The sequence below is a fragment of the Phytomonospora sp. NPDC050363 genome (assembly GCF_040655735.1).
In the GTDB taxonomy this organism is placed as follows: Bacteria; Actinomycetota; Actinomycetes; order Mycobacteriales; family Micromonosporaceae; genus Phytomonospora.
In genome coordinates this window covers 51,684-63,534 of the sequence record NZ_JBFAKK010000001.1, presented here as the reverse complement: position 1 = coordinate 63,534, position 11,851 = coordinate 51,684, and the positions used below count along the sequence as shown (strand labels likewise).

Genomic DNA, 11,851 nt, shown 5'->3' with positions numbered 1-11,851 from the left:
CCTCGGCGCGGCCCGCGCGCTCCCGGGCAATAGCATCGGCCCATGTCGACCTATGGCGCGAGTGGACGGGAAACACCGGGCGGCGCCTTCCCCGGCCGACGATCGTGAACGGTTGGCGGGGTCGCGTGGCGCTACCTCCCGGGCGCCTCTACTTCCACGGCGAGATCGGTCCGGCGGCCTTGCACGCCCACCGCGTCGTCCAAGTGCTCGCGGCCTTCCCCGAGCCCGTCACCCTGCGAGGCGCCGACGGCACCGGGCACGAGTTCAGTACCGCGATCATCCCCTCCGGCGCTCTCCACGCGATCACCGGTCCCCCGGCACGCGGACTCCTCGCCTTGATCGAACCGTCCTCCGCCGTCGGCCGGGCGCTCACCGCCGACCGCTCGGGGGATCCCTCGACCTGGCGCGCAGCCACCGTTTCCGCCACCGTCGACGATCGCCTACCGCTCGCCGAGACCGTCGACGACATCATCGGCCGGCTCACCGGCACGACACTCCCCGAACCCGCCGACCGGCACCCGGCGCTCACCGCCGCCATGGAGATCATCACCGCCGCGCTACCGGCCAGACTCCGGATCGGCGAGGTCGCGCGCGGCGTCCACCTGTCCGAGAGCCGCCTCGCCCACCTGTTCGCCGAGCAGCTCGGCCTGCCCTTCCGCGCCCACGTCCGCTGGGAGCGGATCCGGCTGGCGCTGAGCCTGCTCGCCTCCGGCGAGTCCCTGAGCCAGGTCGCCCACGCCGCCGGTTTCACCGACTCCGCCCACCTCGGCAACAGCTTCCGGGCGATGTTCGGGTCCCCGCCCTCCGACCTCGTCCGCGGCGTCGTCTGGGAAGGACAGCAGGTTCCTGCAAGCCGCCCGCCCCCTCCCCCGCAGACGCTGGAGGCATGAACGACATCATCGTCATCGGCGGTGGCCAGGCCGGCCTCGCCGCCGCACACGCGCTCACCGTCCGCGGACACCGCCCACTCGTCCTCGACGCCGCCGCCGAGACCGGCGAGGTCTGGCGCCGCCGCTGGGACTCACTGCGGCTGTTCACGCCCGCGCGCCACAGCGCTCTGCCCGGCATGCCCTTCCCAGGCAGGCCGGGCCGCTACCCCGGCAAGGACGAGGTCGCCGACTATCTCGCCGGCTACGCCCGGCATTTCGGTCTCGCCGTCCAGCACGGCTCCACGGTGCGAAGGCTCCACCGCGACAACGGCGGGTTCGTGGCCGAGACCGACTCGCGCGCCCACCGGGCCGAGGCCGTCGTGGTCGCCACCGGACCGTTCCAGCGGCCCCGCGTTCCGGCGCTCGCCGAACGGCTCGACCCGGCGGTGCGGCAGCTCCACTCCGGCGAGTACCGCGCGCCCGGCCGGATCCCCGGCGGGAGCGTCCTCGTCGTGGGCGCGGGCAACTCCGGGGTCCAGATCGCCGCCGAGCTGTCGGCGACCCATGACGTGGCCCTCGCGACCGGCCGCCCTCGGCCCGTGATGCCCCAGCGGGTCCTCGGCCGCGACGTGTTCGGCTGGCTCCAGATGCTGGGCGTGGTCCGCGCGCCGGTCACCGGCCGCCTCGGCAGGCGCGTGCGGGCCCGCGATCCCCTGATCGGGCGAGGCCCGCGCGACCTCCTCCGGTCGGGCGTGCGCGTCCTGGGACGTCTCACCGGGGTCGACGGCCGCGCGGTCCACACCGCCGCCGGGGAGGTCGTGGCACCCGACACCGTTGTCTGGGCGACCGGCTACGCGCCCGACTACGGGTGGCTCGACGTCGCCGGCGCGGTCGATCCGGTCGACGGCCGGCCGGTGCAGGACTTCGGTGTGAGCCCGGTTCCCGGGCTTTTCCACGTCGGACTGTCCTTCCAGCACAGTCGCGGCTCGGCGCTGCTGGGATGGGTCGGGCGGGACGCCGAGCTGGTCGCCGACCGCCTCGCCGCCGGGCTCAGGTCCGCCCGGCCCTCATCCGCCACGCCAGGACGATCAACAAGGGCACGCCGACGACGGCCGTGACCAGGCCCGCCTCGAGTTCCCGCGTCGTGTCGAGGGTCCGCCCGGCCAGATCGGCGGCGATCAGCAGGATCGGCCCGAGAAACGCCGAATACGCGGCGATCCAGCGGACGTCGTCGCCGACGAGCATCCTCGCCAAGGCCGGCGCGGCCAGGCCGAGGAAGGCGATCGGTCCGGTCGCGGCCGTGGCGGCGCCGCAGAGGATCACGAGGGTCAGTGCGACGCCCGCGCGGATGAGCGTGTTCCGGCCGCCTTCGCCGGCGAAGCGCGTCGCGCCGGGCGCGTCGATCCGCCGCAGCGGCCACATGAGCACGAACGCGAACAGGAGACCGGCGCCCAGATAGGGGGCGAGCGCCGCGAGGCGGTCGCCGGTGGCGGCGTTGAGGGACCCGAAGACCCACATGCGCGAGCCCGCGAAGGTGTCGGGCGCCCGTGTCGTGGCGATGTGGACGACCACGGCCAGCGTGAGACTGACCCCGGCGGCGGCGAATGCGCGCTTGAGGGGGTGGCCGGGCGCGCGGGTCGCCGGGAGGAAGTGGCCGACGATCAGGGCGAGCGCGGCGCCCAGGAAGGCGAACCAGATGTAGGCGTGGAAGTCGGTGAGCCGGAATGCTCCGACGGCGAGGACCACGAAGGCGGCGGAGGTGAACCCGGCGCCGCCGAACACGGGGTCGGCGAGGCGGTTGCGGCTCAGCGCCGCGAGCAGTGCGCCGGCGACGCCGAGGGCGGCTCCCACGGCCACGGCGAGGCCCGCGCGGGGTGCGCGAAGCTCCCAGATGACGAGTTCGTGCACCTCGCGGCCGGTCCCGGTGAACACCGCCCACAGCTCTTCCGGGGTTATTTCGAGGGTGCCGGCCCAGAGGCTGAACACGACCACGGCGGCGAGGACGGCGGCGAGCCCGAGCAGACCCGCGAGGCGCAGGAGCGACCCGACGAGCGGCCGGGAGCCCGAGCGTGGGGTCGTGCCGTCGACTCTGGCCTGCGCGTGCAAGGGACCTCCTCGGAAAGTGGACCGAGGGTAGCCTTCCTCTGCCACCGAAGGGATCCGGCGCGGGCGCGCGAAGACCGGCGGTGGGCCCGGATGCCGATGCCGCGTGAACCGGTCGGCTCACCACCCCGTCGCTCGGGCTGACCGGCGAGCCCGGTCAGGAAGCGATCGCCCGGGGCCGTCAGCCGTCCGTGGGTTCGCTTCGCTCGATGTGCTCGCCGAACCAGGCGAGCGCGAAGCGGTTCGAGGCGATGCCGAAGGCGAGTGTGGCCCGCTGGTGGAAGGCGGTGTCGCGGTGCTCCGGGGGAACGGCCTGGGTGTCGAGCCGCGCGTCGAGGGCGGTGAGTTCGGCGAGGTCGGATTCGATGCGGGCGGTGATGCCGCGCAGGACCGGTACGCGATCGTCAGCGTCGAGCAGACCGAGGAAGTAGAGCCGGGAGAGCGCGGCCGTCTCGAAGTCCGAACCGGTCGGCTCGGAGCCCATCCAGGCCTGGAACTCCGCGCGGCCGGTGTCGGTGGCGCGGTAGACCTTACGGCCCCGGCCGCCCGCCTCGACGCTGGCGACCTCGATGGCCCCGCGTGCGAGCAGGCCGTCCAGCGCGCGTTTGATGCTGCCCGAGCTGGCGCTGTAGAAGAGGCCGACGCCCGCCTCGAACCCCTTGATGAGGTCGTAGAAGCTCTGCGGGGCGAGCAGCAGAAGTCCCAGGATCACGTTGGCCACCGGCCGAGTCTAGACCATTGACTCTCATAGACATGTCTTGTAGACATGTCTATGAGAGTCATTCGTTCATCCCGGGAGTCCACGTGCCAATGCTCATCGACCAAGCCCCCGACAATCACGTTCCCGCCGAGGTCGGCGCACGTCTGACCGGACTGCTCCGCCGGCTCGTCGAGCGGCGCGGTGTCCACCACGCCAACGTCGCCGTCGTCAGCGGCGACGGGAAGTCACGCTGGTCGGCCGCCGCTGGGCCTGCCGACCAAGGCACGCGAACCGACACCCCGTTCTTCGTCGCGAGCATCACCAAGCGCTTCGTCATCACGCTCGTCCTCCAGGCCCACGAGCGCGGCGACCTGGACCTCGACGCCCCGGTCGGCGACTACCTGCCGGCGGAGACGATCGCCGGCCTTCACGTCCACGAAGGCGTCGACCGCACCCCGGCGATCACCCTGCGCCACCTCGCGAGCCACACCTCCGGCCTGCCCGACTACTTCGAGAAGCGCCGGGGCGGCCCCAGCCTGCACGAAAGCCTCCGAGCCGGACGCGACGTCGCCTGGGACTTCGAGGAGATGACGCGGATCGTCCGCGAGGAGCAGCGCCCGCACTTCGCGCCGCAGGACCTCACCGCGGCCCGGCAGAAGGCCCGCTACTGCGACACCGGGTTCCAGCTGCTCATCCGCGTCGTCGAGACGGTCGGCGGCCGCTCCTTCCACGAGCTGCTCACCGAGGGGATCCTCGGCCCGCTGGGACTGGGGCACACCTGGCTGCCCGGCCGTGCCCCGGCCGACCCGGTGACGGCGCCCCCGACACCTCTCCACCGGGGGCGACGGCGCGTCGAGCTGCCCTCACTGATCGACTCGGCCAACGACCTGTTCAGCACCACCGGCGACCTGCTCGCCTTTCAGCGGGCGCTGCTCGACGGCGAGCTCTTCGCCGGGGCGCGCACACTGGACGCGCTCACCGAGCGGCGCAACCGGCTCCGCGACATCCCGATCCTGCGCTACGGGCTGGGCACCATGTTCTTCCGCGTCGGCCGCCTCATGGCACCGGGGCAGCGCCCGATCGACTTCGTCGGCCACTCCGGCGCCACCGGCACCTGGCTGTTCCACTGCCCCGAGCTCGACCTGCACCTGGCCGGCACCGTCGACCAGGTGAACGGGCAGGCGATCCCCTTCCGGTTCATGGCACGGTGCGCGAGCGTGTGGCGGGCCTGAGCCACGGCTGCTCCCGCCGGCGTCGCCGTGGACGGCGCCGGCGGATCCACCGCCGCTCAGCCGACGGCCGCCCCGAACCACCGGGTCAGGTGACCGCGCAGGTCGAGCCGGTCCTCCCCCACCCAGGCCACGTGCCCGTCCGGCCGCAGCAGCACCGCCGGCGCGTCCACTTCCTCGCCGACGTCGGCGACATGGCCGACCCGGTCCTCCCAGCCCGCCACCGACAGCCGCCCGGTCCGGTCGAGCAGCAGCCCTCGCCCGTCGCGCAGCAGCTCGAAGAGACGCCGCCCGCCCTTGAGCTCCACGTCGCGCAGCCGCCTGCCGAGCAGCTCGTGCCCCTCGCCGAAGTCGTAGCGGATCGCCACGCCGATGATCTTCTCGATCAGGTACCGGTTCGCCTCGTCGAAGCCCATCAGCTCCGCCATGAGGCGGCGCACGGCCTGCGGGCCGGGCTCGGTGGCGATCAGCACCGCCTGGGCCCGGGTGGTGTCGAGCACGTCGGCGGCGACCCGACGGCGTTCGTCGTGGTAGCTGTCGAGCAGTCCCTCCGGCGCCCGCCCGGTCGTCTCGGCGGCGAGTTTCCAGCCCAGGTTGAACGCGTCCTGGACGCCGAGGTTGAGCCCCTGCCCGCCCATCGGCGGGTGCACGTGCGCGGCGTCGCCGGCCAGCAGGACCCGTCCGACCCGGTAGCGCTCGGCCAGGCGGGTGCCGTCGCCGAAGCGGGAGAGCCAGCGCGGCGAGTGCGCGCCGAGGTCGGTTCCCGCGACGGCCAGCAGCCGCCGCTTGAACTCCTCGAAGTCCGGCGGCGCCGCGCGGTCCTCGGCGATGCCCGCGGCGGGGACCACCACGCGGTAGACCCCCTCGCCGAGATGCCCGGCACCGAAACGCAGCTGGGTCTTGCGGACCTCGGCGTTGACGGCGGCGATCGTCTCGGCGTCCGCGGTCAGCGACATCTCCCCCAGCAGCGTCTCGGCGGTGCTGGCCTCTCCAGGGAAACCGACGCCGAGCAGTTTGCGGACCGTACTGCGGCCCCCGTCGCAGCCGACAAGGTAACGCGAGCGCAAGCGTGTGCCGTCGGCCAGCTCGGCGGCCACTCCCTCGTCGTCCTGCTGGAGACCGGTGAGTTCGCGGCCGCGCCGGATCTCGGCGCCGAGGGCGAGGGCGTGCTCGGTGAGCAGGCGCTCGGTGACGGGCTGCGGGATGCCGAGGACGTAGGGATGCGTGGTGTCGAGACCCTCCGGCGCCGGTCTGAGGATGCCGGCGAAGAAGCCGCCGAGCGGGTGCGTCCTGCCGAGCGCGAGGAACCGGTCCAGGAGCCCGCGCTGGTCCATCAGCTCGATGCTGCGCGCGTGCATGCCCAGCGCGCGGACGACCTCGGTCGGTTCGGGCTCCCGCTCCAGCACGAGCACGCCGACGCCCCTCAGCCGCAGCTCGGCGGCCAGCATCATTCCGGTCGGTCCGCCGCCGACGACGATCACGTCGGTCCGGGAATCACCGATCACAGACCCACCATCTTCATGCCCGCCTCGTCGTAGCGCTCACCGGCGACGCCCAGCCGGTCGACGATGCCTTCGAGGTCGGCGACCTCGTCGGCGGACAGGCCGACCGCGGTGGCACCGGCGTTCTCGTCGACCCGCTCCCGGCGGCGGGTGCCGGGGATCGGGACGATCGACGGGTGCCGGGTGAGCAGCCAGGCGAGGGCGACCTGCGCCGGGGTGGCGCCCCGCGCCTCGGCGAGCGCGCGCACGTGCTCGATGAGCGCCTGGTTGGCGTCGAGGTTCTCCGCGCTGAAGCGCGGGACGCGGGCGCGGATCTCGTCGTCGCCGAACTTCGCACCGGCCGCCACGGTCCCGCTGAAGAAGCCCTTGCCCAATGGGCTGAACGGCACGAAACCGATGCCCAGCTCGGCGCAGGCGGGCAGTACCTCGGGTTCGGGGTCGCGGGTCCACAGTGAGTACTCGCTCTGGACGGCGGTCACGGGGAAGACCGCGTGGGCGCGGCGGATGGTCTCGGCGCCTGCCTCGGACAGGCCGAAGTGGCGTACCTTGCCCTCGGCGACGAGTTCCCCGACGGCGCCGGCGACGTCCTCGATGGGCACGTTCGGGTCGACGCGGTGCTGGTAGAACAGGTCGATCGCGTCTCCGCCCAGCCTCGACAGGGACTCCTCGGCGACGCGGCGGATCGTCTCCGGCCGCGAATCGGTGCCGCGCATCTTCCCGTCGACGATGTTCCAGCCGAACTTCGTGGCGATCACGGCCTGCCCCCGCAGAGGCGCGACCGCCTCGCCCACGAGCTCCTCGTTCACATAAGGCCCGTACACCTCGGCGGTGTCGATGAACGTGACCCCGTTCTCGATCGCGTAGCGCAGGACACCGATCATGTCGCCGCGGTCACCGGGATTCGGCCCGTAGCTCATCGACATGCCCATGGCGCCCAGACCGATCGCCGACACCTCTAGACCTTGACCGAGCGTGCGTGTGTGCATCGTCTGCTCCTCACCGTCTGCGTTCTCCGATCATCCTGCGCCCGCACGCCGCCCGCAGCCAGGTACAGGCAGAACCTCCCAGCCCGGCGGGGGTCGGCCTACCGTTGAGGCATGGGAGACGTACGCGCTGAGATCCGGGAGTTCCTCAGCTCCCGGCGCGCCCGGATCACGCCCGACCAGGCGGGACTGCCCGCCTACGGCGGAAACCGGCGGGTGCCGGGGCTGCGGCGCGAGGAGGTCGCCATGCTCGCCGGGGTGTCGGTCGACTACTACGTCCGCCTCGAACGCGGCAACCTGTCCGGGGCCTCGGAGAGCGTGCTCGACTCCATCGCCACGACCCTCCAGCTCAACGAGGCGGAACGGGAGTACCTCTACGACCTCGCCAAGGCGAGCGGAAACGGGCGCAGGCGGTCGGGGAAGCCGGCCGCGAAGGTCGGGCCCGCCGTGCAGCAGGTCCTCGACGCGATCACCGAGTCACCGGCGTGGGTGCGCAACGGCCGCCACGACATCATCGCCGCCAATGACATGGGCCGTGCCCTCTACGCGCCGGTGTTCGACGACCCGCGCCGGCCGCCGAACACCACCCGTTTCACCTACCTCAACCCCAAGGCACGCGAGTTCTGGCGCGACTACGACCAGGTCGCCCGGGACTCCGCGGCGATGCTGCGCATGGAGGCGGGCCGAAACCCCCACGACCCGGACCTGATCCGCCTGGTCGGGGAGCTGTCGACCCGCAGTGAACTCTTCCGCGAACGCTGGGCGTCGCGCGACGTCAAGCACCACCGCAGCGGCCTCAAGCGGCTGCACCACCCGGTGGTCGGGGACCTCGACCTCAACTACGAGTCGATGGAGCTGTCCAGCGAACCTGGACTCGTGCTCAACGTGTTCACCGCCCCGGCGGGCTCACCGACCGCCGACGCCCTGCGCGTGCTCGCCTCCTGGATCGCCACGCGCGACCCGTCGGCGGCCGACGAGGCGCCCACGAAGCGGAACTGAACGCGCGGCCGCACGCTTCGCCGATCGTTGACGGCTGCGCTCGCCACCCTGTTGAATCGGCGGGCATGAAGACGATCCTCTTCGCGCTGCGCGTCCGAGGCGGGCGGCTTCGAGCACTTCGCGATCGACGTCGACGACCTGGCGGCCACCCTCGACCGGCTCACCGCCGCCGGACTCGAACCGGGACCGGAGGAGCTGCCCGGGGGCCCGGACGGGCCGAAGACCTCGTGGCTGACCGACCCCGACGGCTACCGCGTCGAACTGGTCGAATGGCCGCCGAACTTCCTGGAGGACCTCGAAAGGTCGAGGGCCGAGTCCGGGAACTGACCGCGCGGCAAGGATCAGACCGCCTCCTCGACGCGCTCCCGCTCCTTCCGCCGACGCTTGCGCCACGCCTGGAGCGCCGGCAGCAGCGCCACGGCGAGGAAGAGCGCGAGGAGGGTGCCCGAGATCGGCCGCGTGACGAAGCCGGTGGGGTCGCCGTCGAAGAGGAGCAGCGAACGGCGCAGCGAACTCTCCAGCAGGGAGCCGAGCACGAAGGCCAGCACGAGCGGTCCGGGGTCGAAGCCGAGCTTCTTCATCAGGTAACCCAGGACGCCGAAGACGATGACCAGCACGATGTCGAAGACGCTGTTGTTGACCGTGTAGGCGCCCACGAGGGTGATCAGCACGGTGATCGGCGCGAGGATCGCCGCCCGCACGCGCAGGATGCGCACGAACAGTCCGACCAGCGGAATGCTCATGATCAGCAGCAGGACGTTGCCGATGTACATCGAGTTGACCACGCCCCAGAACAGCTCCGGCTGCTCGGTGACCAGCTGCGGGCCGGGCGTCACGCCCTGGATGAGCAGCGCGCCGAAGATCACGGCCATCGTCGCGTTGGCGGGGATGCCCAGCGACAGCAGCGGGATGAACGACGAGGTGGCCGCGGCGTTGTTCGCCGACTCCGGCGCGGCGACGCCCTCGATCGCGCCGCGCCCGAAGCGCTCGGGGTTGCGTGAGCGGCGCTTCTCCAGCGCGTAGGCGGCCAACGAGGACAAGACGGCGCCGCCGCCGGGGAGGACGCCGAGGACGAACCCGAGGGCCGACCCGCGGCCGATGGCGCCGCTGGACTTGCGCAGGTCCTCGCGGCTCGGCCAGACGTTGGCGACCGGCGCGGGCGCCTTCTCGGCGCGGTGGCGCTCCTCAAGGCTGTGCAGGATCTCGCCGAGCCCGAACAGACCCATCGCGATCGGCACGAAGTCGAGCCCGTCGGCCAGGGAGAGGTTGTCGAAGGTGAAGCGCTCGGCACCGGTGAAGCCGTCGCGGCCGACGGTCGCCAGGAGCAGGCCGATTCCGGCGGCGGTGAGCGCCTTGACCTTGCTGCCGCTGCTGATCGTCGACACCAGCAGGATGCCCAGCAGGGCCAGCGCGGTGTACTCGGGCGGGCCGAAGTCGAGCGCGAAACCGGCGATGAAGGGCGCCACCAGGGTCAGCGCGAGGATGGAGAGGGTGCCGCCGACGAAGGAGCCGATGGCGGCGATGCCGAGCGCCGTCCCGGCCTTGCCCTGCCGGGCCAGCGCGTGGCCGTCGAAGACGGTGACGACCGACGACGCCTCGCCGGGCAGGCGCAGCAGCACCGAGGTGATGGTGCCGCCGTATTGGGCGCCGTAGAAGATCCCGGCCAGCATGATGATCGACGTGACCGGTTCGAGGCCGAAGGTGAGCGGCAGCAGGATGGCGATCGTCGCCGCCGGGCCGAGACCGGGGAGCACGCCGATGAGCATGCCGATGACGACGCCGATGAGGCAGTACAGCAGGTTCGTCGGTTCGACGACGACGGAGAAGCCGTCGAGTACCGGGGACAGGTCGCCCAACGGTCCTCCAAATCTTCTAGAACAGGTGCGGGATGCTCACGTTCAGCGCGCCGATGAACAGCAGGTAGAACGCGGCGACCATGGCGAGGCCGCCGATGATCGAGGTGAGCAGGCGTTCCCGCCCGAGGAAGCGCAACCAGACGAAGGCCAGCAGCGCGGTGGGGATCTCGAAACCGATGGAGCCGATGACCGCGACGTAGCCGACCATGCTCGCCACGGCGATCAGGACGAGCAGGCCCGAGCGGTTGAAGCGCTCGGCGTCAGTGGTGCGGCGGGCGCGCAGGGCGAGCACCACGCCGAGGGCGATGAGCGCGCCGCCGATCAGCATCGGCCAGGTGCCGGCGCCCGGGGACGCCGGTTCGCCGACGCCGAGGCTCAGCGCCCCGGCGAGGGCCGCCGCGCCGAGGGCGAGGACGACCGCGGCGGTCACCAGGTTCGTGACCGTCCCGGCGGCCGCAGGCCGGTCCGGCTCGCCGAACTCGTCGACGGCCGGCCGGTCTTCGGTCGGCTCGCTCATCACTCGCCGCTCAGGTCGATCTGGTACTGCTCGACGAGCTGCCGGTAGGTCGACAGCGCGGTGTTCCACTGCTGGATCAGGGTGGGCCCGTCGACCTCGTTGGGAGTGAGCATCCGCTCGGTGTTGAAGTCCTTGTAGGGCTGCGACTCGAAGGACTTCTGGAAGGCCGCGCGCAGCCGGTCGATGACCTCCTGCGGGGTGCCCTTGGGCACCACGACCGCGCGGGACTGCTGCACGGGCGCGTTGTACCCGGCCTCCACCGCCGTCGGCGTGTCGGCGAGGTAGGCGGGCCGTTCCGTGGCGAAGGTGACGATCGGGGCGAGCTTGCCGGCCTGGATCTGGGCGGCGGCCTCGCCGAGCTGGATGGAGGCGACGTCGACCTGGCCACCGAGGACCGCCGTCAGCGTCGGGGCTCCGCCGTCGAAGGGGACGCCGGTGGCGTCGACGCCGGCCTGCGCGAACAGCAGCGCCTGGCTGAGGTGGCTTCCGGTGCCCACGCCGGTGGTGCCGTACTTGATCGACCGGCCGGCGGCGGCGATGTCGTCGACGGTCTTGAAACCGGACTCGGGACTGGCGACCAGGACGTAGTCGTCCTGGGAGAGCCCGGTGACGACCTCGTAGTCGTTGATGTCGACGGCCTGGTCCTCCGACACGGCCAGGGGCGTGATGTAGGCGAGGGAACCGACGAACAGCATCGCCGTGTACCCGTCGGCCGCGGCGCCCGCGAGCTCACCGGCGGCGACGGCGCCGTTGGCGCCCGGCCGGTTCTCGACGGTGATGGGCCGGCCGAGGTCGGCCGCGGCGGGGTCGGCCAGAGCGCGAGCGGTGAGGTCGGTGCTGCCTCCGGCGTCCTGTCCGACGAGGAGGGTCACCGCCTTATCGGGGTAGGAGGCGGCCGACTCGGAGCCGTTGTCGTCGAGGTTTCCACCGCAGCCTGTGAGGGCGAGGACCGCGCACAGTCCCGTGCCCAGCAGTGCCCGGCGCGGTACGCGAAGCCTTTTCGTCATTGAAACTCTCCTGAAACACGGGGGCGGGAGCGTGGATGGGGTCTCGTGTGAGGCGCCTCACCGTTGGGCGAGCCTATGACCGCCTG

General features: G+C 72.2%; 11 protein-coding genes and 1 pseudogene. 5 read left to right on the top strand and 7 right to left on the bottom strand.

Annotated elements, in window-relative coordinates; translation table 11 throughout:
* The first annotated feature begins 125 nt into the window (after positions 1-125).
* Together AB0I28_RS00260 and AB0I28_RS00255 are read left to right on the top strand one after the other, a co-directional pair.
* Complete coding sequence (locus AB0I28_RS00260; RefSeq protein ID WP_357488468.1) at positions 126-890, top strand: AraC family transcriptional regulator; 765 nt, start codon at positions 126-128, stop codon at positions 888-890.
* Positions 887-1,987, top strand: a complete 1,101-nt coding sequence (locus tag AB0I28_RS00255; RefSeq protein WP_357488466.1) for an NAD(P)/FAD-dependent oxidoreductase — start codon at positions 887-889, stop codon at positions 1,985-1,987. The genes AB0I28_RS00260 and AB0I28_RS00255 overlap by 4 nt, the downstream gene beginning before the upstream one ends.
* Here the strand turns inward: AB0I28_RS00255 and AB0I28_RS00250 are convergent.
* On the bottom strand, positions 1,920-2,975 hold the full coding sequence (locus AB0I28_RS00250) for an iron ABC transporter permease (RefSeq protein ID WP_357488464.1): 1,056 nt from the start codon (positions 2,973-2,975) through the stop codon (positions 1,920-1,922). The genes AB0I28_RS00255 and AB0I28_RS00250 overlap by 68 nt on opposite strands.
* Before the next feature lie 178 nt (positions 2,976-3,153).
* Entirely contained in the window at positions 3,154-3,693 is a 540-nt protein-coding gene (locus tag AB0I28_RS00245; protein WP_357488462.1) for a PadR family transcriptional regulator, read from the bottom strand.
* Between the two features lie 89 nt (positions 3,694-3,782).
* On the opposite strand from AB0I28_RS00245, the gene AB0I28_RS00240 reads away from it, so the two are divergent.
* Positions 3,783-4,904 (top strand): serine hydrolase domain-containing protein, encoded by a 1,122-nt coding sequence (locus tag AB0I28_RS00240; RefSeq protein WP_357489261.1) that lies wholly within the window; start codon positions 3,783-3,785, stop codon positions 4,902-4,904.
* A gap of 56 nt (positions 4,905-4,960) precedes the next feature.
* Here the strand turns inward: AB0I28_RS00240 and rox are convergent, their stop codons facing one another.
* Together rox and AB0I28_RS00230 are read right to left on the bottom strand one after the other, a co-directional pair.
* Positions 4,961-6,403: a rifampin monooxygenase gene (rox, locus tag AB0I28_RS00235; protein ID WP_357489260.1), complete on the bottom strand. Its 1,443-nt coding sequence runs from the start codon at positions 6,401-6,403 to the stop codon at positions 4,961-4,963.
* Positions 6,403-7,389, bottom strand: coding sequence for an aldo/keto reductase (locus AB0I28_RS00230; protein WP_357488460.1), 987 nt, complete (start codon positions 7,387-7,389; stop codon positions 6,403-6,405). Before AB0I28_RS00230 ends, rox begins: the two co-directional genes overlap by 1 nt.
* Positions 7,390-7,500: 111 nt before the next feature.
* On the opposite strand from AB0I28_RS00230, the gene AB0I28_RS00225 reads away from it, so the two are divergent.
* On the top strand, positions 7,501-8,385 hold the full coding sequence (locus AB0I28_RS00225) for a helix-turn-helix transcriptional regulator (RefSeq protein ID WP_357488458.1): 885 nt from the start codon (positions 7,501-7,503) through the stop codon (positions 8,383-8,385).
* A gap of 111 nt (positions 8,386-8,496) precedes the next feature.
* Positions 8,497-8,712, top strand: a pseudogene (locus tag AB0I28_RS00220) (VOC family protein); the annotation flags it as partial.
* Between the two features lie 14 nt (positions 8,713-8,726).
* On the opposite strand, the gene AB0I28_RS00215 reads toward AB0I28_RS00220, so the two are convergent.
* Genes AB0I28_RS00215 through AB0I28_RS00205 form a run of 3 tightly spaced genes read right to left on the bottom strand, consistent with a single transcriptional unit; the run spans position 8,727 to position 11,765 of the window.
* Positions 8,727-10,241, bottom strand: coding sequence for a tripartite tricarboxylate transporter permease (locus tag AB0I28_RS00215; RefSeq protein WP_357488456.1), 1,515 nt, complete (start codon positions 10,239-10,241; stop codon positions 8,727-8,729).
* Between the two features lie 16 nt (positions 10,242-10,257).
* Entirely contained in the window at positions 10,258-10,758 is a 501-nt protein-coding gene (locus tag AB0I28_RS00210; protein WP_357488454.1) for a tripartite tricarboxylate transporter TctB family protein, read from the bottom strand.
* Positions 10,758-11,765 (bottom strand): tripartite tricarboxylate transporter substrate binding protein, encoded by a 1,008-nt coding sequence (locus AB0I28_RS00205; protein WP_357488452.1) that lies wholly within the window; start codon positions 11,763-11,765, stop codon positions 10,758-10,760. The genes AB0I28_RS00210 and AB0I28_RS00205 overlap by 1 nt, the downstream gene beginning before the upstream one ends.
* Between the last annotated feature and the right edge of the window lie 86 nt (positions 11,766-11,851).

Coding starts and splice junctions, on each gene's coding strand:
- AB0I28_RS00255 (WP_357488466.1), top strand. CDS start 887: ATGAACGACATCATCGTCATCGGCGGTGGCCAGGCCGGCCTCGCCGCC.
- AB0I28_RS00240 (WP_357489261.1), top strand. CDS start 3,783: ATGCTCATCGACCAAGCCCCCGACAATCACGTTCCCGCCGAGGTCGGC.
- AB0I28_RS00230 (WP_357488460.1), bottom strand. CDS start 7,389: ATGCACACACGCACGCTCGGTCAAGGTCTAGAGGTGTCGGCGATCGGT.
- AB0I28_RS00225 (WP_357488458.1), top strand. CDS start 7,501: ATGGGAGACGTACGCGCTGAGATCCGGGAGTTCCTCAGCTCCCGGCGC.
- AB0I28_RS00210 (WP_357488454.1), bottom strand. CDS start 10,758: ATGAGCGAGCCGACCGAAGACCGGCCGGCCGTCGACGAGTTCGGCGAG.
- AB0I28_RS00205 (WP_357488452.1), bottom strand. CDS start 11,765: ATGACGAAAAGGCTTCGCGTACCGCGCCGGGCACTGCTGGGCACGGGA.